Here is a 24,470-nt window from a genome sequence, read left to right as displayed (position 1 = left end):
TCCTGAGGGCACTCTTTCAAAGCTTTTAACAAAATTATAAATAGCAAGTATCATACAAGTTGTGCGGTAAATCTTAAAGCAGCTTTTGTCGCACGAATTCTATTTTGGATTTCTCATGCTTCCTCCCACTTTTTTCTCTAATGGAGGTTGAACCGATTTTTTTGTACCCAGGAAAATAGCAAGGATGACACATATGATACCAATTACTTGAGTCCAACCCAAGGGCTCTTTAAGAATGAAAATTCCAACGATCGCTGCCGCAACGGGCATAAATCCGGTAAACAAACCGGCAACACTTGCCCGAACTTTTTCTACTCCCCGATACCATAGCACGAATGACAGTACACTTGCAGTGATAGAGTAATAAACGATGAGAGACCATGTGGTGAAATCCATCAAGGACAGGTTAAAAGAGAACCAATCCTTGATTGCAAAGGGTAAAAATAGGAGAAAACCGAATATATTCACCCCAGTGGCCATTTGGATCGGAGTTAAAATCCCGGAGAGTTTTTTTGCCAGTATTGTAAATAAGGATTCTGCAACAACTGATCCGAGTACCAGCAGATTCCCCAGCAGTGCAAAATCTGCCGTTCCATCAGGGTTTGCCTCTTTGAAGGTAATAATCGAGATCCCCAGTACTGCCAAACAAACAGAAAGAATCTGAAAAAAAGTTAACCTATCTCTCAGCAAGAAAAAAGAGAGCAGGCCAATCACTGCGGGAACCGTACTGGTAATAATTCCGGCTGATGTTGCAGATGTAAATTTCACTCCGTATAAAATGAGGATACTAAAGAGGAAAACACCAAAAAATGATTGCAGAAACAATAAACCCCACTGTTTGTGATGTAAACGAAAAGTTTGTTGACGGTTGACAAAAAGCATAGGAACCAAAAAAAGTAAGGCGATCAAAAAGCGGATTTCTGAAAATAAAAAAATAGGGACATCTTCCACGATCAGTTTTCCTACTGCCACATTGGCCCCCACAAACGACATCGATAATCCCAACTGAAAGTATGCCATTTTTACTTGTTTCATCTTAGTAGAGGAATCCTCCTGTTTACATACATACAAAGAATGAATCATAGGTTTGGGGATGAAAAAGTATAAATAAAGTGTATTCAAATTGACGATTAAAATCAATAAATGATGACGAATCCAGGAACAACATTTTGCCGGACCAATAAAAGACACGGCACGTAGCCGTGTGAAGAACTTAAGTGGAGGGACGGTCTGGGCCCTCTAATTTTTTGCTTCCAAAACCGGTCGCCCGTTCCTGATCCCTTTCCTGTTGATCCCACTCTCGCGATTTGGCCTCTTTTTTCTTCTGCTCCATACTTCGGGTCTCATGCTCACTCATAAAAAACCTCCTTTTCCTTAATGTGGATGATGATTTCCTTTCTTATTCAACGAAGGCAGATATGGGGCGATAATAAGCAAACCCTCTTGAATTTCTCTCAAAAAGCCGAGAAGACTCCTACCTCAACAAAGTAGGCGGGGGATGAATCGGCTTCGGACAAGGGAGGGCATGAACCCTCTTAGGAGTCCGACGCTTGTTTCAGATTCCATTGACTCATCACTCCATGATGTGATCGCACCAACAGCCTCTTTCATTGCTTCTACCCTTATTCTCATCTTCATGAGTTGTACTCATTTTTCTTATTTTTCAGAATAATAATTACAAACATACGTTCTATGTGTTATAACTGGATATAGATCGGAGGTGAAAATCAAGTGCACAAAGTCTATCGGTTCCGTCTTTACCCGACACGAGAACAAGCGATTCTGATCCACAAAAGCATCGGTTGCAGCCGGTTTATATTTAACTATTTTCTAAGTATTCAAAGGGAATTGTATAGAAAAAAGAGCAAGATTCCGGGCTATCATGCTTGTTCTGCTCAACTTCCTGTACTCAAGAAAGAACTGGAGTGGTTGAAAGAAGTAGACGCTACTTCTCTTCAGACGACGTTGAAACAATTGGATGACGCATGGAAGCGATTCTTGAAGATCAAGAAGAAGCAGTTGAGAACATCCGAGTCGAAGAAAACCGAATCAGACTTCCCAAGCTCGGTTGGGTGAAGTTTGCGAAATCAAGAGAAGTCGAAGGCCGGATTCTTTCTGCAACGGTCCGGCGGTTCCGACAGGCAAATACTTTGTCTCCATTCTCTGTGAACGCATTGCGAGCCCCTATATACCTGTCGATAAAGATCAAGCTGTAGGGATTGATCTTGGGCTTAAGGATTTTGCAATTCTGTCGACAGGAGAGAAGGTGAAGGCACCGAAATATTTCCGAAAATATGAAAAAAGGTTAGCCAAATGGCAACGCGTGGAATCTAAAAGACAACCGGGAGGAAAAAACCGCAGGAAAGCTCGCCTGAAAGTCAATCGCATTCATGAAAAGATTGTGAATGCCCGTAGAGATTTTCTACATAAACTGTCCACTAAAATCATTCGTGAAAACCAAACGATTGTTTTAGAGGACTTGCAAGTAGAAAATATGGTTCAAAATCATCACTTGTCGAAATCGATCACGGATGCAAGCTGGTCAGAGTTTGTCAACCTGCTTGCCTATAAGGCTGAATGGTTTGGAAGACAGATCATCCAGGTAGGGAAACGATTCCCATCCAGCCAGCTGTGCTCCCATTGTGGCTTCCGAAATAAAGACGTCAAGCATCTCCATTTGCGCGAGTGGGGAGTGCCCCGGATGTGATTCCGGCCATGATCGGGATGTGAACGTGTCCATCAACATTCTGAAGGAAGGCTTAAGGATTCTTGCGGTTGGGACGACCGTGTAAGCTTGGTAAACTTCCTGTCACGAGTCAGGACGACCCAAGAATCCCCCACCTCTAAGCGTCTGCGTAGGTGGAGGGAGTGTTCAAAATCTTTTCAGCATAGAATTGTTTGAGTTTTTCATTCAATACATTGGAAAGTGAGAGGAAGAGACAAATGAAATCTTCTGGGCATATCATTGATGAAATCCGGCCTGGTGTGGCGGTGATCATATTTGATCATGATAAGCGGGTATTATTGCAAAAAAGATCGGATGTAGGACTTTGGGGGCTTCCTTCAGGACATGTGGAGCCTGGTGAAACGGTGAAAAATGCAGCAATTCGGGAAGTGTGGGAAGAAACCGGGCTTAAGGTCCGGATTCTGCGCCTGATTGGTGTTTATTCTGAGCCGGAATCGCAAGTTTTTCACTACCCGGACGGTAGAAATATCCATTTTGTTACTGTATATTTTCAAGCTGAAATCCTGGAAGGCCAACTTTCCAACCGATCACCGGAGACGATGGAAATCCGTTTTTTTCCTCCCGATGATTTACCGTGTAATATGATTCCCATGCATCCCAACTGGCTGGAAGATGCGTTAACTTTAACCGAACAAAGTTTTGTTCGCTAGTCTTAAATATGTTTCTTATCAAAGCCGGGAATTTGATCGCCTGGCTTTTTGAATGTCTTCTATTCTTTATTTGTCCCGTTTCCTTGCCTTTAACCTATGCCATCATAGAAAAAGTCTTGAATTATTAATGCAACTATCTCAACTATTGTTAATTAATAAAGGTAATAGCAGACCGGCCCGGGTTGAAATTATTTCCCAGGGAATCCAAAAAGAAGAACAGGTATCTGCCTTTTCATGAAAAAACGGGATCTTTCTGAATGATCAGGAGATCCCGCAGATTCTTCATCTGGCAACCCCGTAGTAAAAATGTTGATGAGGAATCTTTCCGCTGACTGTTGTTTTACCCTTAATAATATGATAGTGTCTTCCGTCGGGCAAGTGGATCGGGGGACTTGTTACTCCTGAGAAATGGTGGACATGCCCGGCGTCAAAGGTAGTGGTACCTCTGTATTTATGAACATGTCTTTTCAAGCTTGGCGCCGACTCCGTTTTTCCGGAAAGAAAGTGCATATGACCGACATCGATGGAAGTAGCCCCTTTGTACTTATGACGATGATGTTTGTGGCGAGACTTATGATCCATCAAAACGATGTCATACGTGTGTTTATGCGCAGGAGGGTTACTTTTTTTCAAACCAAAGCCCCCTTTCTTCAGGTTGTACAGTTATTCATATGTGAATTAAGTTTCAATGGAAACGGACAAGTGACGAACCTGGTTTGGAATCACAGGCCTATTTCTGACAGGCCTGCCGGGGAGTACTGCCTGGCTTGACACTGGTGAAGTAAGGAGCATAGATTTAAAAATGAAGAGATTATCATAAAGCAAATAAAATGAAAAATTATCAATATTATGATATAATAGGAATGAAAAAATTTATTTATTTAAATAAATCATACAGGTAATCGAAATCTGCCATTTAAAAATCAACGAAAGACAATTGTTTTGTTTCATAAACGGGTTTATTGATGAAAGGAGTTGGTATTATGGCACATCGTCAATGGCTTATTGCTTTAGACGATGGACATTAGCATGGAATGAATACACCCGGTAAACGTACTCCGCCGATCCCGCAGTTAGGGGGAAGAGTGATAAAGGAAAATGAATTTAACAGGGCGGTAGTTAAATATTTAGATCAGGAGCTAAAACGCTGTGGTTTCCGTACCTTGCTCGTAGCACCGACAGATCAGGATACTCCTCTTGCTGACCGTACAAACCTGGCCAATTCAAAAGGGGCCGATCTGTATGTTTCGTGCCATTATAATGCCGGGGGCGGAGAGGGTGTTGAGTGCTACCATTACCCGGGAAGCAGTAAAGGATCAAGGGCTGCCAACTTGATTCACAAATATGTAATCCAGGGGACAAAACAGCGAAACAGGGGGGTAAAATCAGCCAATTTCCATGTATTGCGTGAGACAAAGATGCCGGCGGTATTAATTGAATACGGCTTTATGGATGATCCAAGATTGGAAGAAGCTAAGCGGATGATTGACCCCGCATTTCAGAAAGAATGCGCTGTTGAAACGGCGAAAGGGGTTTGTGAATACTTTGGGGTGAAGTATGTGCCCGAACAACCGCCTGCTCCCAAGCCAATGTATCGGGTAACAGTGGACGGGAAACCGGTGATTGACACTGCTTACGAGGGGAAAATCCTTGATGCCGTTTCCGATGCGATCAAAAAAGGGGCAAAGGAGATCATGATTAAACCAAGAGAGTAGCTATATGATCCCCTTTAAACAGACAGCAAAACGCAGATGAGTTGCTGTTTGCTTAAAGGGATTTTTTTCTGGTGAAATTCATAAAATCAGTCACCCGGAAAACTTTTGGGTGACTGATTTTATAATAGAGTGATTCAGAATGACTTCACCCTTGGTGGCTCTTGCGAATTGCATTCAACCATTTGAGTGGTTCCCATTGTACAAATCGTACTTTCAAAAGGTACAAGCGGAAAACCCGGCCGGGCCAGGAGCTGCATTTGCTGTCGGGGCAATATCAATGGAGAATGTTCCATCCGGGTATTTGCTGAGCCTGTTCTTCCGAATAAAGTGATCTGTACACGTACACCACCTGCCGGCTGGCAAGTTTCGTCCAGTACGGTACCGGGATATGGTTATAAATTGTCCATTTTTGATAATTTATTTTCTTACTACATTGATCGTAACGGCTCATATCGTATGTCTCTGAAAATAGGTGGGATAAAAAAACATAGGGATGCTATTTTATTGGGATGAGTAAGTTATTCAATTTGAGAAACTAGTATAATAAAGAAAGATCAACTATTTTTTTCACGCCCAGGTTACATTCTTTCAGTCTTCACAGTATGATAGCCGGAGGAGGGTGCTCTTTGAAAAAATTAATCAACGATCCTGAAAAGGTCGTACATGAGATGCTTGAGGGAATGGTACTTGCTCATCTGAACTTATTAAAGCGGTTACAGGGGACCACTGTGCTTGTTCGCAACGAGACTCCTGCACGGGCAAAAGTTGCCCTGGTGAGCGGGGGAGGAAGCGGTCATGAACCTTCTCATGCAGGGTTTGTGGGAAAAGGGATGCTGGACGGAGCAGTTGCCGGTGAAGTGTTTACATCACCGACACCGGACCAGGTTTTTGAAGCGATTAAGGCAGTGGACCGTGGACAGGGCGTTTTACTTATCATAAAAAATTACTCAGGCGATATCATGAACTTTGAAATGGCTGCTGAATTGGCAGAGGCAGAAGGAATTTCCGTCAAACAAGTGGTCGTGAATGATGATGCAGCTGTAGAGGACAGCACTTATACAACCGGGCGCAGGGGGATTGCCGGGACAGTCTTTGTTCACAAAATAGCCGGTGCTCTTGCTGAGCAGGGGGCTTCTTTAGAGGATGTGCACAGGGTTGCCTCCAAAGTGATCAACAATGTGAGAAGCATGGGAATGGCACTCAGTCCCTGTACGGTTCCCGCAGCGGGAAAGCCGGGCTTTGAGATCGGTGAAAATGAGATGGAAATCGGAATGGGTATCCACGGAGAGCCTGGTATTCAAAGGGCTGAGATGGCGTCCGCAGATGAGATTGCCGTAACCCTGGTCTCACATATTCTCGATGATCTGAAGCTGGCTTCAGGTGACAGAGTAGCAGTCATGATCAACGGACTTGGTGCCACCCCATTGATGGAATTGTATATCATTAACAAAAAAGTAGCTGAAATATTAAATGAGAAGGAGATCCGCGTTCATGATACTTTTGTTGGTGAATACATGACTTCTCTGGAAATGGCAGGTTGCTCTGTGACTCTGTTAAAATTGGATGACGAATTAACAGAGTTATTAGAAGCTCCGGCTCATACGGTTGCCTGGAAGAAGGAATAAGGGGGATCAAATGTGGGAATTGATGTACAGGACTTTGCTCAATGGATGCTGAAAGCGAATCACACCATCCAGGCAAATAAAGATTACTTGTCAGAGCTGGATCGAGCTATTGGTGATGGTGATCACGGCATCAATATGGCGCGCGGATTTGCGGAGGTGCAAAACAAGATTTCCCGGGAGTTGAATCAGGATATTGGGGCTTTGTGCCAGAATATCGCGATGACATTGCTTTCCAAAGTCGGAGGAGCATCCGGTCCGCTTTATGGTACCGCTTTTATAAAAATGGCATCTGTGTTTAAAGGGAAAGAAAAGGTTTCGCTGGACGAATTTTCAAAAGCATTACATGAAGCAGTTAACGGCATCAAAATGAGGGGCAAAGCGGCACCCGGAGAGAAGACTCTGTTAGATGTATGGGAACCGGTTTCATCCTATGTAGCTGAATATGTTGCAGATCTATCCTGGCAAAGTTTAAAATCTTTTGCTTATCAACAGATGGAAAACACCAGGCCATTAGAAGCTAAAAAAGGGCGTGCTTCCTATCTTGGCCCGAGATCGGCCGGGCACCTGGATCCCGGAGCGGTATCCTCCTATTATCTGTTTGAAGCCCTTTGCCTGACAATGTTAAAAGGGGAAAAAGGAACATGAGTTATGTAGGGATTGTACTGGTTTCCCACAGCAGGGTTCTGGTTGAGGGACTGCGGGAATTTTTACGGCAGGTCCAATCGGAGGTGCCGATTGCTGTCGCTGGTGGAACGGATGAAGATGAGCTGGGTACCAGCGCTGTGAGAATCAAGGAAGCGATTGAATCTGTCTGTACGGACAGAGGGGTTGTGGTGCTCTTTGACATTGGCAGTGCGCTCATGAATACGGAAATGGCGATCGAGTGGCTGGAACAGAATAAAAAGGTAAAGATTGCCGATGCCCCCCTGGTTGAAGGAAGCTATGCAGCAGTCGTAGAATCCGGATGCGGCAGTGGTCTGGATAAAGTCCTGAATTCGGCGGAAAAGGCTAAAACACTGGTAAAATTGCTGTAATAGAGGAAGGGACTTTTAGCCCATCCGGGCTGGATAAGCTAAATGCGGCGGCCATGTTCATCAATATTCGCATCTTTAAAAACCGGTCTCTTAAATCGGAGGCCGGCTTTTTATTTTTCGTAAACCGAAAAAATATAGTTGCAATTCGATTGGATTTCGATTATTATTACTTGAAATAATAAAAATATCGAATCAATCTAATGCAAATAAGGTGTTATTTCGTTTTTTTTAACAAATTATAATACGATATTAGGAGGCTTGCATGAAATTAGAAAAGAATTGTATCGATTCTCAAGAGTTAAGTGGAATGGACCGCGAGATTGCATTGATGTTACAGAAAAATGCCCGTATGCCTTTTACCAGAATTGCCGAAATATTAGGTGTTTCTGAGCGCACCATTCGTATGCGGGTAGCGCAAATGCAAGAAAGCGGAATATTAAGTTTAGTCGGAGTAATTAATCCAATCAAAGTAGGCTTAAATGTCCAAACTTTTGTTCTTTTAGCGGCTGAACAGCATTCTTTGGAGGAGGTGGTGGCACAGTTAAAGGAAATGGATGAAGTCCGTTTTGTGGTATTGATCACGGGGGAGTATCAAATTTTTGCAGAAGTGATGACCCGAAGTTATGAAGATCTTTCCCAGTGGATCATTCAAAAACTAAACAAGATCGAAGGCATTCAAAAGACAAATGTAATGCCAGTATTAAAAAAGATGAAAAGCAGCTACAACTTTGTAAAATAACGTCCGTGAATAAGGAGGGATTGAATGGCCGGGCTAATCTTTCGCAGACTTTTACAGCTTATTCCCTTACTATTGGGAATTTCCTTTATCCTCTTTATTTCTCTGCATCTTGCGCCCGGTGATCCTGCCAGTATCATTGCGGGACCGACTGCAACGAAAGAGGAAATTGCGGCGATCCGGGCGGATTTAGGGTTGAATGATCCTATATTGACGCAATATTTCCGCTATATTAACGACGTTTTGCACGGAGATCTGGGGTATTCGTACCAAACCAGGCAGTCGGTAGCGGAAGCGATTATGATTCGGTTTCCCAACACTGTGAATCTGGCCATCGCCAGTATTGTAGTGGCGACAGTAATCGGGGTCGGGACAGGAATCATTTCCGCGATCAGGCAAAATTCATCTCTGGACATGTTAAGTACAGTCGGTGCACTCGCCGGGATTTCTATTCCGAATTTTTGGCTGGGAAGTATGCTGATTTTGGTTTTTTCCGTCTATCTGCAATGGTTTCCTGTGGCGGGCTTGACGGCGGCACCGTGGACGGTTCAAGGAATCAAAGAGTTGATTCTGCCGGCGATCACCCTGGGCACGGGGTCGGCTGCGCTGATTGCCAGAATGACACGTTCCGCCATGCTGGAAGTGATCCGTCAGGACTATATTCGGACTGCAAGAGCCAAAGGAGTCAAAGAGAGAAGTGTTATTTTGCTCCACTGTATGCGTAATGCATTAATTCCTGTGATTACGGTCATTGGCTTAAATTTTGGCTTCTTGCTCGGGGGGACGATTATCACCGAACAGGTCTTTGCCATTAACGGTGTGGGAAGATTGATGGTTCAGGCGATTGCTGCCAGGGACTATACGATGGTACAGGGGTCGGTTCTCTTAGTAGCCACTCTGTTTGTTCTGGTCAATCTCCTTGTCGACATCTTATACGCAATTGTAGATCCGCGCATTCGATATGAATAAAGAAGGGAGGGATCGGCATGGCAAACAACTCATCTGTTTCTTTAGATTCAACACCTGTACCCGAAAATAAAGAGGGGGGCAAGCGCTTCAAAGAAATAGGCAAGCGTCTGATTCAGAATCGACTGGCTTGTCTGGGATTGGTGATTATCGGTTTGCAAATCTTTATGGCCTTATTTGCACCTCTGCTTACTTCGTATGATCCAACTGCACAGGAGCTTTCTGTAAAAGAGTTGCCGCCGGGGACGGAGGGGCACTGGCTGGGGACGGATGAATATGGACGGGATATGTGGAGCCGGATTATCTATGGTTCCCGTATTTCATTGATCGTAGGGATTTCCTCAGTCATTTTGGGATTGGTCGGAGGGGTTGTCATCGGGCTGTTAGCTGGTTATTACCGTTGGTTGGATGGCCTGTTAATGAGATTGATGGATATCATGTTTTCTTTTCCGGGGATCTTACTGGCGATGTTAGTGATCGCCATGCTGGGAACAAGCCTGGTCAACGTTGTGATCGCCATCAGTATTTGGTCCATTCCTTCCTGTGCCCGTGTGGTGAGGGGAAGTGTGATGTCACTCAAAAACCAGGATTTTGTGACAGCCCTGCGCGCGCTTGGGGCGAGTGACGGGCGAATTTTGTTTAAACATATTTTGCCGAACTGTACTGCACCCATCATCGTCTTTGCAACGATGAGAATGGCTACGGCGATCCTCTCTACCTCATCCTTAAGCTTTCTTGGATTAGGAGCCCAGCCGCCGACACCGGAGTGGGGGGCGATGATCGCTTCAGGGAAAGATTTTATGTGGACTTCTCCCCATATGACCATTATTCCCGGTATTGCGATCATGTTGGTTGTTTTTGCCTTTAATGTTGTCGGGGACGGATTGCGTGATGCTTTGGATCCCAAGATGACAGAACATTAAATGATGTGAGGAGAGATGATAAATGGTAAGGAGAAAGGGCTTTAAACTGTTGGTTACTTTTTGCTCAATCGTCGCTTTGCTGGCAGCAGGATGTACTCCTGCTCAACCCGGCGCTTCAAATCAGAAACTGGTTTATGCATCCACCGCCGATGTGGTGGGGCTGTCTCCTATTATGACCAATGATACTCCCTCTGCAAATGCGATTAACCAAATTTACGAAACTCTGGTGGTCCGTGATCCCAAAACAATGGAAATCAAGCCGAAGCTGGCTGAGTCTTATGAAAATCCCGACCCGAACACATGGGTGTTTAAACTGCGGAAAGGCGTTACATTTCACGACGGGACTCCTTTCAATGCAGAAGCTGTGAAATACACTTTTGATAAATTGCGTGACCCTAAAACTGCTGCTCCTCGAGGTTCATTACTGAAACCCATTGATCAGATTGAAGTGAAAGACGAGCATACCGTTGTGATTAAAACCAAAGAACCGTATGGAGCGATGTTGGCGGCTTTGGCCCATACCAATGCCTCGATTGTCAGTCCGACTGCGGACAAAAAAGGCGACCTGATGAAAAAACCGGTGGGAACGGGGCCGTATAAGCTGAAAGAATGGGTGCAGGGAGATCATTTAATTTTGGAAGCTAACGATAAATATTGGGATGGAACAGCAAAGGTGAAAGAAGTAGAGTTCCGTGTTGTTCCCGAATTATCAACCGCTATTTCAATGCTGGAAACAAACCAGGTACAAATGGTTGACAATTTACAGCCGGAGCAGTTGGAACGGTTAAAAAGAAACAAAAATATTTCAATCGTGACCAATGAGGGAACCCCGGTTTACTATCTCGGCTTTAACATGAAAAAAGCGCCGACCAATAACCCGACTCTTCGCCAGGGAGTGGCCCATGCGATCAATCAGGATGAAATTGTGGATATGATGAAGGGATTGGCGCAACCGTCCAAAGGGCTTATTGGGCCCAAAGTATTTGGATACAAACCGGAGATCGAAAAAGAAGCTTATCCCTATGATTTACAAAAAGCAAAGGAATTGATCAAACAAGCGGGGTTGGAGGGCAAAACCCTTACAATCACTTCTTCCAACACCGGAAATTATCCCAAGCTGGCCGAATTGGTCCAGGGTCAATTGAAAAAGGCTGGGTTAGATGTGAAGATTCAGACTTTAGAATGGGGTACCTATCTGGATACGACCCGACAGGGACAGTTTGAATTAGTGATTGGTGCATGGACAAACAGTACGGGAGACGGAAGTGAACTGTTCTATCCAAACTTGCACTCCGATAACATCGGGACATCCAACCGGACACAGACGGCTATTCCGGAGGCTGATCAACTGATTCAACTGTCCCGCACTACAACAGATAAGCAAAAACGACTTGAAGCCCTTCATCAAGCAAACCAACTGCTGGTGAAACAAGCCCCATGGGTGACACTGCACCACGGAGTGGTTGTAACTGCCACGGCAAATAATGTAAAAGGTCTGGAAGTCGATCCAACGGGACAATGGTACCTGAAGGACGTCTCCTTTAAGTAGGGGGGATTGGATGCAAAACTCACTGATCGATGTACAAAACTTACGAGTTTCTTTCTTGGACGCAGGGACTGAAATCCCTGTTGTCCAGGAAGTTTCATTTTCTGTAAAGCCGGGGGAAGTCCTGTGTATTGTCGGTGAATCGGGTTGTGGAAAAAGTTTGACCTCCCTGTCAATGATGGGGCTGCTGCCTTCATCAGCCCGTACATCCGGCGAGATCAAGTTTAACGGAGCCAATCTTCTGAAATTGGATCAGGAAGAGTTGCGAAAAATCCGCGGGAATCAGATCTCGATGATTTTTCAGGAGCCGATGACCTCGCTTAATCCCGTGTTTACGGTTGGTTTTCAGTTGATGGAGCCTCTGCTGATCCACCGCCGCTGTTCAAAAAAAGAGGCTTACCAAGAAGCGATTCAACTGCTTGCACAGGTGGGAATCTCTGATCCGCAAAAGCGGATGGAACAGTATCCCCATGAGTTAAGTGGCGGGATGCGCCAGCGGGTGATGATTGCCATGGCGCTGGCCTGCCAGCCCAAATTATTGATTGCTGATGAGCCCACAACCGCTCTCGATGTGACCATTCAAGCGCAGATTTTGGATTTGATTCTGAAATTGAGGGATGATACGGGAATGGGAGTGATTTTAATCACGCACGATATGGGCGTGGTGGCGGAAACGGCAGACCGGGTACTGGTGATGTATGCGGGAAAAGCAGTGGAGGAGGGGGATGTTGAAACTCTTTTCAATCATCCAAAGCATCCTTACACGCGGGGACTGTTGCGCTCTGTACCCAATGTGGATGAAGAGGAGTATCAGTTGGAATCGATCCCGGGCAGCCTGCCCAAGCCGGGCTCCATTCGCCAGGGATGCCCTTTTCACCCCCGTTGTTCAGAAGCGATGGACCGATGCGTGACCGAGTTTCCAGGGGAGTTTGTCTATGAAAAAGGACACATGGTTCGTTGCTGGCTCGGGGAAAAGGAGGTTGGATGCAGCCATGAGTGATACAGCGCTTCTTCAATTAGAGAATATCAAGAAATATTATCCTGTCCGCAGTGGTTGGCTGAGGAGGGTAACCGGGCAGGTAAAAGCGGTTGATGGGATCTCTTTGCGACTGTACCCGGGTGAAACCTTTGGAGTGGTAGGTGAATCCGGCTGCGGAAAATCTACCTTGGGCCGAACCTTACTCCGCTTGGAAAATCCGACAGACGGGAAGCTGATATTCGATGGACAGGATATTGCCTCTCTTCCGGCTCGATCCCTCAAACCTATTCGCAAAAAAATGCAGATGATTTTCCAGGATCCTTTTGCATCTTTGAATCCCCGCCAAACAGTCGGTTCCGCACTGGAGGAACCGCTCATCATTCACCAAACAGGTTTGAAACACAGGGAACGAAGAGAGAAAGTGTTGCAGTACCTGCTAGAAGTGGGACTTGGAGCAGAACATTATGACCGTTTGCCCCATGAGTTCAGCGGCGGCCAAAGGCAACGGATCGGGATTGCCCGGGCATTGGTTTTAAACCCTTCACTGATTGTGTGCGACGAGCCTGTCTCAGCACTTGATGTTTCCATTCAAGCCCAGGTATTGCGGTTATTGCGTTCGTTGCAGGAAAAGCACGGCTTGACTTACTTTTTTATCTCCCACGATCTGGGAGTCGTCCGCCACTTGTGTAACCGGGTGTTAATTATGTATTTGGGTCAATCGATGGAATTGGCACCGGTGAAAACGTTGTTTAAAGAAGCGCAGCATCCGTATACCCTGGCTCTTTTATCTGCTGTTCCCCGGCCCATCCCCGGACGGAAAAGGAAACGCATCTTATTGAAAGGTGATTTACCCAGTCCGGCAGATCCCCCGGCAGGATGCCCGTTTCATACTCGTTGCCCGGAAGCAAAGGCGGTATGTAGAGAGGTTAAGCCTGATTGGAAAGAACTGGCGCCGGATCATTGGATTGCTTGTCATGCAAGATAGACTTTGATTCCTGAATGGGAACGGGGATGTTGTTTTATGAAACAAATTTACCAAATTTTTCTTGCTTTTTTTCGGGCAGGAATGCTTGGTTATGGAGGAGGCCCCTCTTCCATCCCGTTGATTCACCGGGAAGTGGTCACCCGGTTTGGTTGGATGGATGATGAAGAATTTAGTGATATTCTGGCGATCGGAAATACTTTACCCGGTCCGATCGCCACAAAAATGGCAGGGTATATCGGCTACCGGGTCGCCGGTGTGGCAGGATGTCTCACAGGTTTATGTGCCATGGTACTGCCAACTGTTATATTGATGATCGCTCTGCTGGGAATATTCGCAGCCTATAGAAACTCCCCTCGCTTTGAGGGGATCACTCATGCCGTCAGTCCGGTAGTCGCAGTGATGCTCGCTGTCCTTGCTTACTCCTTTTTTAAAAAAGCCTGGTCAAACCATTATAAATGGTTAACCGTTTTCATCAGTGCGGCGAGTACGGTGGCCATCGTATTGCTGGACATTCATCCGGCGGTAGTCATAGGGATATTGTTGATTTCCACCCTTTTGATTAAGGAGAAAAAAATGCTTCCTTCTCAAAAGAACTTGGCGAAAAGAGAGGGAGATAAAAGATGATTTACTGGAAATTGTTCTGGGCCTTTTTTATCCCCGGGATCGTGGGTTACGGAGGAGGACCGGCAGCCATCCCCCTCATTCAGCATGAAGTGGTCAATCATTATCATTGGTTGACTCAAGATCAATTTAAAGATCTGTTAGCCCTTGGGAATACCCTGCCAGGTCCGATCGCCACCAAGATGGCAGGATATGTCGGCTATGAAATCGCCGGCCCCCTGGGAGCCATTGTGGCTTTGTTTGCGACTGTTGGCCCTTCTTTGCTGGCCATGATTTTTTTGTTGGCTCTTTTGTACCGGTACAGGCGTTCTCCCAAAGTGGAACGGATGACCATGATGATTCGGCCTGTTGTTGGAATTTTATTAGCGTTGATGGCTTTCGATTTTTTTGATAGTTCTCTTGAGGATATCGGTTTTATTCAAACGTTTTTCCTCTCTCTGGCAAGTCTCTTGCTGATGGAAAAGTGGAATGTTCATCCTGCCTGGGTGATTGCGGGCTCGCTTGTTTACGGATTCTTTTTTCTGGCGTAGAGGCATCTTACACTTTAAAGATCAGGAGGCCTATGTATGAAGTTTAATTCTTTGCATATACCCTATCCCTCACAGCGAATGACGGTATACTCCCAAAATGGAATGGTGGCAACCTCTCAGCCGTTGGCCGCCCAGGCCGGTTTAGAAATACTGAAAAGAGGGGGGAATGCCATCGACGCGGCCGTTGCCACTGCAGCCGCTCTGACAGTGTTGGAACCCACATCCAACGGGATAGGAGGAGATGCTTTTGCTCTGGTATGGCATGAGGGCCGTTTGCACGGATTAAATTCCAGCGGCCCGTCCCCGAAAAAAATCTCCCTGGAGGAACTGGCCCGCAAAGGGGTTAAAGAAATGCCCAAGTTCGGGTGGCTGCCTGTAACAGTTCCGGGCGCCCCGGCAGCCTGGGCAGAATTGTCCGGGAAGTTTGGGAAATTGCCGTTGTCTGACGTATTGCAACCTGCGATCGAATATGCTGAACAAGGCTATCCGCTTTCACCGATTCTCAGTAAATATTGGGGAAGAGCGGTTCAAATCTTTCAAGAAGTGTTAAAAGGCCCTGAATTTGAATACTGGTTTCATACATTCGCTCCGAAAGGGCGGGCGCCCCGTGCGGGGGAGGTATGGCGTTCACAGGACCATGCCAATACCTTAAAATTGATTGCTGAAACGAAAGCTTCCTCATTTTATCAGGGAGAACTGGCGGAGAAAATCGTCCATTTTTCCCAAAAATACGGCGGATATCTCTCACAGGAGGATCTGGAGTCCTATCAGCCGGAGTGGGTGGAACCCATTAAGGTCAACTACCGGGGATATGATGTTTGGGAAATTCCGCCCAATGGACAGGGACTGGTTACCCTGATGGCTCTCAATATCCTGAAAGGGTTTGATCTGTTCGAGAAAGAGAGTGCCAGAACTTATCATTTACAGATGGAGGCTTTAAAGCTCGCTTTTGTTGATGGCCTGAAGTATATTACCGACCCGGACCGTATGAAAGTAAAAGTGGAAGAGTTATTATCTGAATCGTACGCTGAACAGCGGCGGAAACAAATCGGCGAACGGGCGATTTTGCCACAGGCCGGGAAGCCGTATACAGGAGGGACCGTTTATCTGGCTGCGGCTGATGGCGAAGGGAATATGGTTTCGTTTATTCAAAGCAACTACATGGGCTTTGGATCGGGACTGGTTGTTCCGGAAACAGGCATCAGCCTGCAAAACAGAGGCCACACTTTTTCATTGGATCCTGATCATGCCAACTGTTTAGCACCTGGAAAGCGAACTTATCATACAATTATCCCCGGCTTTGTCACCAAAGGGGATCAAGCCGTCGGTCCCTTTGGTGTCATGGGTGGGTTCATGCAGCCGCAGGGCCATTTACAAGTAATTGTCAATGCCATCGATTTTGCCATGAATCCCCAGTCTGCCTTAGATGCTCCCCGTTGGCAATGGAAAGAAGGAAAAATTGTTGAAGTGGAAAGAAGTGTGCCTGATCATATCGTCCAGGACCTTCTCGCACGCGGACACGATATCCGGATTGCGCCTGACTCAGGAGGATTTGGCCGTGGGCAGATTATCTGGAGAAATCAAGACGGAGTTCTGGCAGGTGGGACAGAACCCCGGACAGACGGAGCTGTGGCGGCCTGGTAGAGGGAATCTGGCATTCAAAGAAAGAAGCTCTAATTTTCCCATATAAACCGTGGTTAAAAAATTGTTTGAGGAACGAGCCCAATCTGTGACTGCAGGCTCGTTTTTTGTTAGACACATATGAAATTAGGTGAATATCTAATTTAAAAGTTTTTTTCGAGGTTGAAAAAGGTTGTTTATTTCTCATTTTGCCGTTCTGCAGGAAGCTCGATCACAAAACATGCACCACCTGGTTGACGATTGAAAGCGTCTATTTTTCCCTGGTGTGCTTCGACGATTCTTTTGGCAATCGCCAATCCTAAACCCGCACCGCCAGTGTTCCGGTTTCGGGAAGATTCTGCCCGATAGAGCGGCGAGAAAAGATAAGGCAGATCCTGGGAGGTAAATCCGGGACCGTTGTCCGAGATGATCATCTGCACAGAATTTTCATCTTTATAATGACAGCCGACCTCAATATGGGAAGAGGTGAAGCGAAGGGCATTATCCAACAAATTGTTAATTGCTCTGGCGAGTAAATGTGAATCACCCGGAATCATACAATGATCAACAACATGTCGAAATGAAACGGAAATATTCTTTTTCCTGGCAAGCGGGTCAAAACCCTCAAGAGCTGTCCGAATGAGATCAACCAGATCAGTGGTTTGTAACTCAGGGGATTGCTCCAGATGTTCTAACTTGGAATAGGTAAATAAATCATTGACCAATTGATCAAGAGTGTTCGCCTTTTCCTGGCAAACTTGTACATAGTGCTTAACCTTTTCCGGAGTAGAGGCAATTCCCGTTTGAATCCCTTCAAGATATCCCCTGATGGAAAACAGGGGGGTTCTAAGATCATGAATCATAGAGGCAATAAACATTTTTCTTTCCTGTTCAATTATAGCCTGTCGTTCAATCGAAGCATGTAACGCCTTTTTCATGGCTGTAAATGCTTCCAGCACCTGGGCTACTTCTTTGATATGGGTGCCGGGAAGATGAAATTGCAGATTGTTCCTGGAAACCATCCTGGCCGCTTTCCCCAGACTGGCCAATGGTTTCAATATAGACTGATTTATAAACCACAGACAGGTGAGCAGCATGATAATAAAAGTAACCAACCAGCTAATAACCGGGCTGAATTTTGCGAAAGAGAGCAGTATTTCTTGAGTTGCACTTGTTCTTTGATCGTTGTTTGTACGTGCTCTTAGTTGATAGCTGATATAAGCGGTTCCTCTCCATTGCTGATCCTGATAGACGGGATACTCTTCAAAAAGATTTGTTTGAACCTTTTGCTGTTCGTTGTGGTGCCGGTTGGCAAATACCAGCTGCCCTTTCGGATCCAACAACCGGATCTGAACTTTCATTTGTTCCAGTTTACTTGTAACCGTTTTTTGCCAGGATGGATCTGACCATTTCATTGGTTGGTTTAAAATATTTTGGTTGATCCATGTTTGATCTGCCTCCATTTGTTTGTTGAGTTGAGTGACGGCTTCATCTGTATCGTCAAAGAAGGAGACAAGGACAAAAACTTCCCCATAGGTGATACATGTCGGTACTATAAAAATTAATGGTAAGCCAATCCATACAAACCAAGTGCGAATGGAAAACTTTTTTTTCATCATGTATGACCACCGGCAAATTTGTAGCCAATTCCCCAAACCGTCTGAATCCAACGGGGCTTCGCTGGGTTTTCTTCTATTTTTTCACGGATCCGGGCAATATGAACCCGCACGGTATGCAGGTCTCCATATTCTTCTCGCCACACCTGATCGTAAAGCTGTTGCAGGGTGAATACCTGTCTCGGGTTTTCAACCAAAAATCGCAATAGTTCAAATTCCTTGGCAGTTAAAGGAATTTGCTGTTGTCTTACCGAGACTTCATGGGAAGACAAATCTACAAGTAGATCACCAAAACGGAGGGGGGCCGGTTTTCGTAGCCGCGTCTCTTTCCGGGTACGGCGCAAAACCGCTTTGATGCGGGCGACAATTTCCCCAGGGGTTGCTGATTTGACGATATAATCGTCCCCTCCGAGACTTAAGCCCCTGATTTTATCTGTATCTTCCTGCCGGGCGCTCAAGAAAAGGATTGGTACATCACTATTCTGCCGAATTTCCCGGCAAGTGTCGAATCCTGATTGCTTCGGCATCATGACATCAAGCAACAGGCAATCAATCTGCAGCTCCTGTAGCATTTTGACAGCTTCTTTTCCATCATGCGCTGTGATCACCTGAAATTCTTCCGCTTCTAAAAAATCCCGGATCAATTCCACAATTTCTATCTCATCATCCACGATAAGAACCGTTGCTTGTTTCATTTCGTTCCCTCCCATTACGATTCCATTATGGCAAATATAACGGCAAATCTGCCAGTGATTGAAAAACAGTTGATGTTTTGTTTATAAATCTGCGATAAGAAGTTGATCATTGCCATTTATAATCAAAATCCAATCGGATGAGAAGGGAAGAGGTGATTGATGAATGAAGGGATTATTTGCGCTTGCCTGGCGATTTTTTCGTGTTCGCAGGGGCAGAGCCATTTTTTCTGTGCTGGGCGTCTCTCTCAGTATAATGCTGCTAACAGTTTCCCAGATTTTAATGGTTTCCATTGAAAATTCAGTTGAGGAACAAGTTAAGCAAAAATATGGGGAAGATGATCTCAGAGTGGGTTATCAAACATCAAAGTTGGGTTTGAGCGATGCTGAGGTAGGTCGGATCATGCAACTGACAGGGGTGAAAAGGGCAGACCAAGTCTTATATCCCTATATCGGTCAACAGCAGAACCTCCCTGAGATCATGGACCAACCCCTGTACGTAGGGATTAACCCTTCGATGCTCGCTACCATTCATGAAAAAATTGTTCAGGGCCGTTTCCCAAAACAGGGAGAAGTGGCTTTTTATGAAGATGATTTAAAAGCGAAGCATTTGCAGGTGGGAAGTGTGATCGAAATGCCATTTCCTCCGTACGGAAAGAAAAAAGTAAGGATTTCCGGAGCGCTTAAACGAAAAGAAAAAGCAGGTCCTACAGCCGTCTTCGACTTGCAATGGCTCCGGCAAGCGACTGGTAAGCAAGGAAAAACAACTGTTCTGTTTATCAGTTTGTACCGTCCCGAACAAAAAGAAGAAGTAGTGAAAGAATTGAAGAAGATCCTTCCCGACGCGGAGATTAATAAGCGTAGTTTTATGGATCAAGAGCGGGAAAATCTCTCCGGGATTCGCCCTATCGTTCAGGGAATCGCAATTACCGTTATCATTGCAGGTTCATTTATTGTGGTCAGTACGCTGCAAATGTCGATGCGGGAACGGCAGAGAGATTTGGCAACGCTGCGATTAATCGGAGCAAAAAGAAACCAACTTGGAAAAATCGTTCTGATCGAGTCTTTATTGATTGCCGGTTTAGCCACTGCTGCCGGAATCTTAGGCGGTATTGCTGCTGCTTATGGCTTACAGGGGATCACAGAAAATATCATTGGTGTCAAGCATGTTGGGATTGCAATCCCCTGGGGAAAAGTTGCCCTGTATGGATTGGGAGCCAATTTTTTCATCCTGCTGACGGGATTGATTCCAGCCTTTACAGCGAGCCGGTTATCCCCGGTCGAAGCGTTTCGGCAAGAAGTGAAAGTGGAGCCCGGGCCGGGAAAGTGGAAAAAGTGGAGTATTTTTTGGTTGCTCCTTTCCTGTTTGGTTTGTTCAACTCTGACTTATTTGTTTAAAGCCCCTGAAATTGTTTATGTAGTTGTCGGACTGGGGTTTGCACTGGTGCTCATGATGGGGTTGCCTATTTTATTGCAATGGACAGTACAACTGGTCGGCATCGTATTAAAACCCTTTTTCAGATCTGAAGGCTTATTGGCCGGCCGCAACGCGTTAAGGCAGATGGGGAGAAGCAGACAAATTGCTGCTATTTTCATGTTAGCGGTGATGATCGGTTGTATCGGAACCATGGTGTTGACATCGGTCTTGATCCAGGCTGAAAAAGATCACAAGAAAGACTATCCGGTTGACTATGTTATTCATGCAGCGGGTGCAAGTAACTATTATCATCCGGGTGGACTCAACCCCCGGTTGTTAAGTGAGTTGAAACAAATTCCGGGCATCAAAACGGCTGCTCTTCACACCAGGGTACACGTGATCACACTCAATTTAAAAAAATCTGATCCTAACTACCCGACATATCATTATTTCCATGGACAAAAACAGGCATCCATAGGGTTAAGCGGCTTACAGATGAATGACATAAATCAACTCACTCCCATCCCCCTGATTGAGGGTACATGGGATCAAAAAAAATTGCGGAGCGGTGGAGTGGTTATCACCAAAAAAACTTCTGAAACGTTTGGCTACCGGTTGGGAGATTCAATCAAAGTGATCCGGGATACAGAAAAAATTAAAATAAATGCAGATTTGGCTGAACAGAAACTGCCCAGAACCATTACTCTCAAAGTGGTGGGAATTATTAAAATTCTTCCGGTTAACACCAAAGACGAATTTGGTATGTATACAGATCCTGCTTTTATAGTCAGGAATTTTGGTGTTAATACACTGGAAAGTATTTACTATACCATTGAACGTCCTTCATTAAAAAAGTCTATTCAAAATCAAACCCAACTCTTATTACAAAATCCCAATTACTCAAACTCAATCTTGTATGACCGGGCCGAGGAGTGGAAAAAGGTGCAGCAGCAATTCAGGCAAAGATGGGCGCTGCTGTTGGCAGCAATCGCCATGATGACAGGACTGGCTTATTTCGGTTTAATGAACAGTATGGCAGGCGGATTAAGGGAACGTATCCGTGAATTTGCCATTCTGCGGGCGATCGGAAGCTCGCCGCGACAGGTTGTCCGATTAGCGGTCATCGAGGGAATGATGATTACCACAGCTGGCGGGCTGGTGGGTATCATTGCCGGGATTACGCTGGGATATCATCTTTTGGCAGGATTGGAGGCCAAAATATTTCCGTTTCCAACCGAATGGGTGTTGGGAAGTTTGATCCTAAGCCCGTTTATTGGGATTATTGCTTCACTGGGGCCTTCGCTTTGGATGGGCAAACAGGATTTGATCCGCACCTTGCAACACGGATAATCCGGAAAAATGATGAATGAAAAACAGCCGGAGGAAGGTATTTCTAGATCCAAATTATTATTTAAAACCTCTATCAGGATATAGAATAGTCTGGTACAAATAGTAATTATAACTGATTGAAGTGGTGGAAAGTGACATGAGAACTGTTTAGTATTATCGGCAGTGCCGCATTTGCAATCAGTGGTGCGCTAATTGTTTGCCTAAGGTTTACCGTCTGAGTTTCAAGTTTATCGGCGGCCTCTGGTCTGCAATCAAGTTCACCTGAAAAAGGAATATTTGTTCTAATAGAAAGTTTGGCAAAACACTTTAAAATCATCAATAATCACAAAAATACGAAAAATGGATTTCATACCGGGCTTCTGATCGGAAGAACCGGTCTAATTCAACCTTTTCGTATAAAATCTTAAAAAATGAAACACAGTAACAGGGGAGAGGCTGTCGGGGTGCAAGACTCAATCAAAAACCATTATTGCTCCGAGTACAACACATTTAATTGTATCCTATGTTCATTGAGACTCTACACGGCTGAAGCACCACAGGCACTCCCGATGGTCCCCATGGGATTCCTGGGTAGTTAACGCCCTCCATTCATTTCTGCTTTGGACAACTCTCAAGTTCAGGGCTGTCTTCCCATGCAGTTCTACAACTCATGTTGCATCTACCCGCATGGGCGAAACGCCTGTTACCAGCATTCTGGTCCCATATTTACTCACTCTCATGGGTTTACCCGGTCGGAGAGATTGATTCGCCACTGGAACCTCATACCATGACGTACAGGAACAAACCCACTACCAGTGGGATGATCATCGCTCATATGTTTGATTATCCACCAAATTGGTTGATCTTATTATCCCCAAAAGGGGGGATGCCGAGCAACGCTTTCTTTCATCCCACGATTCAAAACCGTGGGCTTACTGCCAGCTTTAACTGTAAAACCTGCTTTTTACCTTAAATAAAGGAAGAAAGTTTGCTTTTATCTTCTTCTTATGGGGATGCTAAAAGCAAAATGCAGAATGCCCTCCTCTTCAAAAAGGAGGGCAATGTTAAAACGATACTTGGTGGAATCGTAATATGGATAAAGTATTAATCTTAACGGAAAACGTTGGCGGGATTGGTCATTTTGGTGCGGCCTTATCACTGAAGAAAGGGCTAAATATGATAAATCCTGATCTTCATGTAGAAGTGGCCTGCGGACTCCCCTATGTAAGCAAGCAGCTGGCAGTTTTCTTGCGCAAAGTGTATCTCAATACATTGAAATATGCGCCGGCGCTATGGGGAATGGCTTACGCAAAAGAGAGCTATTTCAGTCAATTATTTTCCACCCCTGTCGGGAAAATGATCGGACACAAGCTAAAAGATTTCGTTGAACGAATCAATCCGCAAGTGATTGTCTGTACACATGCCTTTTGTATTGGTGCCTTAGCTTATGTGAGAGAGAGAACTCGCCGACCATTTCGTATAGGGGTGGCGATTACAGATTTTGATGTCAACGGATTTTGGGTACATCCGGAAGTTGATTTTTATCTGGTCGCCCACTCAGCATTGATCGAAAAAATAAACCGGAGATACCACATACCTGAGGGCAAGATTTTTTGCACCGGGATTCCCATTGATCCTGCTTTTTCTGTTTCCGGACGATCCAAGCATCTGTTGCGGATAAAATTGAACTTAGATCCTGACCGCTTTACCGTTCTGATTATGGGTGGTGGAATGGGGATGGGGCCTGTAGAAGAATGTATAAATATATTTCGTGAAAAAATGCCAGATATCCAGCTCATTGTGGTTACCGGGAAAAACCGCCCTTTATATGAACGCCTGCGCTGCAAGTATAATCAGGATGTGCGAGTTTGTTTGTTCGGGTTTATTGAAGATATGGCGGCCATTATGAAGGCTGCCGATATTGTGGTATCCAAAGCAGGAGGGTTGACTAGTTCAGAAGCATTGGCGACGGGGTTGCCAATCTTAATCTGTCAACCGATTCCTGGACAAGAGGAAAGAAACAGCCGGTTTTTACTTGAACAACAAGTAGCAATCAGACAGGATCAACCAAGCTTTATCCCTCGCGAGTTAACCACTTTTGTGCAAAATAAACATGTTTTACACAGCCTGAGCGAACAGGCTTTAAAAATTGGAAAGCCGTATTCATCTTTTCATGGAGCGGAAGTAATTATAAATCATCTCTAAACTTTTTGTCTGATCCCGATGTTGCATAAGAACAGAAAGAGCAGCATCGGGTGTAAAGACAAAGAAAAAGCCAGCCTCATTTTGGCTGGAAGAAAGGAAGGGCTAAACAGATTGGTTCTGCTTCTCGGCAGAAGAAGCGGGCTTTTTAAATCCAGCATAAGCCGCCAGTGCACCAATGATGAAATGAATAATATCCGTGGCCGGGGTAGACATCATTAATCCGAAATTATTATCTGTAAACAGTCCCAGGATGGCTACGAGGAGATAAACAATACCGAAAATTCTGGATACCCACATGCTGTAGTGCTCACTGTTGCTGACAGCTAAAAAAATAATTCCCGTTATAAGATGAATGATGTTGTGCGTTGCCGTCAGATGAAGAAATCCTTCAAGGGGAACAAAATAACCGATTACGCCGGCCAAGACAAATATGACGCCAAGAACCCTCATCAATGGTTGGGCCATTATAAACACCCCTTTAATGTAAAATAATTCCTGATCTCATATTATCACAACGTTTGGAAAATATAAACAA

22 protein-coding genes and 1 pseudogene are annotated in these 24,470 nt (G+C 45.1%); 17 read left to right on the top strand and 6 right to left on the bottom strand.

Annotated features, from left to right (window positions below; genetic code table 11):
* Nucleotides 1-99: 99 nt before the first annotated feature.
* Both I8U27_RS10020 and I8U27_RS10015 read right to left on the bottom strand, forming a co-directional pair.
* Complete coding sequence (locus I8U27_RS10020) at nucleotides 100-1,035, bottom strand: DMT family transporter (protein ID WP_181751918.1); 936 nt, start codon at nucleotides 1,033-1,035, stop codon at nucleotides 100-102.
* 178 nt (nucleotides 1,036-1,213) lie between these two features.
* Nucleotides 1,214-1,357: a hypothetical protein gene (locus I8U27_RS10015; protein WP_181752037.1), complete on the bottom strand. Its 144-nt coding sequence runs from the start codon at nucleotides 1,355-1,357 to the stop codon at nucleotides 1,214-1,216.
* A gap of 374 nt (nucleotides 1,358-1,731) precedes the next feature.
* On the opposite strand from I8U27_RS10015, the pseudogene tnpB reads away from it, so the two are divergent.
* Both tnpB and I8U27_RS10005 read left to right on the top strand, forming a co-directional pair.
* Nucleotides 1,732-2,792, top strand: a pseudogene (tnpB, locus tag I8U27_RS10010) (IS200/IS605 family element RNA-guided endonuclease TnpB).
* Nucleotides 2,793-2,943: 151 nt separating this feature from the next.
* The gene (locus I8U27_RS10005; protein WP_181751917.1) at nucleotides 2,944-3,396 is read left to right on the top strand and encodes an NUDIX domain-containing protein; all 453 of its coding nucleotides are present in this window, start codon (nucleotides 2,944-2,946) and stop codon (nucleotides 3,394-3,396) included.
* Between the two features lie 282 nt (nucleotides 3,397-3,678).
* Here I8U27_RS10005 and I8U27_RS10000 read toward each other — a convergent pair whose 3' ends face one another.
* On the bottom strand, nucleotides 3,679-4,029 hold the full coding sequence (locus tag I8U27_RS10000; protein WP_181751916.1) for a YmaF family protein: 351 nt from the start codon (nucleotides 4,027-4,029) through the stop codon (nucleotides 3,679-3,681).
* Between the two features lie 401 nt (nucleotides 4,030-4,430).
* Between I8U27_RS10000 and I8U27_RS09995 the strand changes: the two genes are divergently transcribed.
* The 13 genes from I8U27_RS09995 to ggt all read left to right on the top strand — a co-directional run bounded on the left by I8U27_RS09995 (nucleotide 4,431) and on the right by ggt (nucleotide 16,700).
* A complete protein-coding gene (locus tag I8U27_RS09995) occupies nucleotides 4,431-5,111 on the top strand; it encodes an N-acetylmuramoyl-L-alanine amidase family protein (protein WP_232345354.1) in 681 nt (226 codons plus the stop codon).
* Between the two features lie 626 nt (nucleotides 5,112-5,737).
* Complete coding sequence (gene dhaK, locus I8U27_RS09990; protein WP_181751914.1) at nucleotides 5,738-6,736, top strand: dihydroxyacetone kinase subunit DhaK; 999 nt, start codon at nucleotides 5,738-5,740, stop codon at nucleotides 6,734-6,736.
* Between the two features lie 12 nt (nucleotides 6,737-6,748).
* A complete protein-coding gene (gene dhaL / locus I8U27_RS09985) occupies nucleotides 6,749-7,381 on the top strand; it encodes a dihydroxyacetone kinase subunit DhaL (RefSeq protein ID WP_309506128.1) in 633 nt (210 codons plus the stop codon).
* A complete protein-coding gene (gene dhaM / locus I8U27_RS09980; RefSeq protein WP_181751913.1) occupies nucleotides 7,378-7,770 on the top strand; it encodes a dihydroxyacetone kinase phosphoryl donor subunit DhaM in 393 nt (130 codons plus the stop codon). The genes dhaL and dhaM overlap by 4 nt, the downstream gene beginning before the upstream one ends.
* A 262-nt stretch (nucleotides 7,771-8,032) precedes the next feature.
* The gene (locus I8U27_RS09975; protein WP_181751912.1) at nucleotides 8,033-8,509 is read left to right on the top strand and encodes an Lrp/AsnC family transcriptional regulator; all 477 of its coding nucleotides are present in this window, start codon (nucleotides 8,033-8,035) and stop codon (nucleotides 8,507-8,509) included.
* A gap of 24 nt (nucleotides 8,510-8,533) precedes the next feature.
* Nucleotides 8,534-9,475, top strand: a complete 942-nt coding sequence (gene nikB / locus I8U27_RS09970) for a nickel ABC transporter permease (protein WP_181751911.1) — start codon at nucleotides 8,534-8,536, stop codon at nucleotides 9,473-9,475.
* 17 nt (nucleotides 9,476-9,492) lie between these two features.
* On the top strand, nucleotides 9,493-10,395 hold the full coding sequence (locus tag I8U27_RS09965; protein WP_181751910.1) for an ABC transporter permease: 903 nt from the start codon (nucleotides 9,493-9,495) through the stop codon (nucleotides 10,393-10,395).
* A gap of 22 nt (nucleotides 10,396-10,417) precedes the next feature.
* Nucleotides 10,418-11,944: a glutathione ABC transporter substrate-binding protein gene (locus I8U27_RS09960; RefSeq protein ID WP_181751909.1), complete on the top strand. Its 1,527-nt coding sequence runs from the start codon at nucleotides 10,418-10,420 to the stop codon at nucleotides 11,942-11,944.
* A gap of 10 nt (nucleotides 11,945-11,954) precedes the next feature.
* On the top strand, nucleotides 11,955-12,941 hold the full coding sequence (locus I8U27_RS09955; protein WP_181751908.1) for an ABC transporter ATP-binding protein: 987 nt from the start codon (nucleotides 11,955-11,957) through the stop codon (nucleotides 12,939-12,941).
* On the top strand, nucleotides 12,934-13,905 hold the full coding sequence (locus I8U27_RS09950; protein WP_269751014.1) for an ABC transporter ATP-binding protein: 972 nt from the start codon (nucleotides 12,934-12,936) through the stop codon (nucleotides 13,903-13,905). Before I8U27_RS09955 ends, I8U27_RS09950 begins: the two co-directional genes overlap by 8 nt.
* A gap of 36 nt (nucleotides 13,906-13,941) precedes the next feature.
* Nucleotides 13,942-14,529 (top strand): chromate transporter, encoded by a 588-nt coding sequence (locus I8U27_RS09945; RefSeq protein WP_181751907.1) that lies wholly within the window; start codon nucleotides 13,942-13,944, stop codon nucleotides 14,527-14,529.
* A complete protein-coding gene (locus I8U27_RS09940) occupies nucleotides 14,526-15,056 on the top strand; it encodes a chromate transporter (protein WP_181751906.1) in 531 nt (176 codons plus the stop codon). Before I8U27_RS09945 ends, I8U27_RS09940 begins: the two co-directional genes overlap by 4 nt.
* A 36-nt stretch (nucleotides 15,057-15,092) precedes the next feature.
* On the top strand, nucleotides 15,093-16,700 hold the full coding sequence (gene ggt, locus I8U27_RS09935) for a gamma-glutamyltransferase (protein WP_198065865.1): 1,608 nt from the start codon (nucleotides 15,093-15,095) through the stop codon (nucleotides 16,698-16,700).
* A 173-nt stretch (nucleotides 16,701-16,873) separates the two neighbouring features.
* Here the strand turns inward: ggt and I8U27_RS09930 are convergent, their stop codons facing one another.
* Nucleotides 16,874-18,292, bottom strand: a complete 1,419-nt coding sequence (locus I8U27_RS09930; RefSeq protein WP_181751905.1) for a sensor histidine kinase — start codon at nucleotides 18,290-18,292, stop codon at nucleotides 16,874-16,876.
* A complete protein-coding gene (locus I8U27_RS09925; RefSeq protein WP_181751904.1) occupies nucleotides 18,292-18,987 on the bottom strand; it encodes a response regulator transcription factor in 696 nt (231 codons plus the stop codon). Before I8U27_RS09925 ends, I8U27_RS09930 begins: the two co-directional genes overlap by 1 nt.
* 163 nt (nucleotides 18,988-19,150) lie before the next feature.
* Here I8U27_RS09925 and I8U27_RS09920 point away from each other — a divergent pair, with 163 nt between their 5' ends.
* Complete coding sequence (locus I8U27_RS09920; protein ID WP_181751903.1) at nucleotides 19,151-21,751, top strand: FtsX-like permease family protein; 2,601 nt, start codon at nucleotides 19,151-19,153, stop codon at nucleotides 21,749-21,751.
* 1,071 nt (nucleotides 21,752-22,822) lie between these two features.
* A complete protein-coding gene (locus I8U27_RS09915; protein ID WP_181751902.1) occupies nucleotides 22,823-23,935 on the top strand; it encodes an MGDG synthase family glycosyltransferase in 1,113 nt (370 codons plus the stop codon).
* Nucleotides 23,936-24,037: 102 nt separating this feature from the next.
* Here the strand turns inward: I8U27_RS09915 and I8U27_RS09910 are convergent, their stop codons facing one another.
* On the bottom strand, nucleotides 24,038-24,400 hold the full coding sequence (locus I8U27_RS09910; protein ID WP_181751901.1) for a DUF4383 domain-containing protein: 363 nt from the start codon (nucleotides 24,398-24,400) through the stop codon (nucleotides 24,038-24,040).
* Nucleotides 24,401-24,470 lie beyond the last annotated feature (70 nt).

It is taken from the genome of Paenactinomyces guangxiensis (genome assembly GCF_016055185.1).
Taxonomy (GTDB): Bacteria; Bacillota; Bacilli; order Thermoactinomycetales; family Thermoactinomycetaceae; genus Paenactinomyces; species Paenactinomyces guangxiensis.
This window is presented reverse-complemented; position numbering and strand designations above follow the sequence as displayed.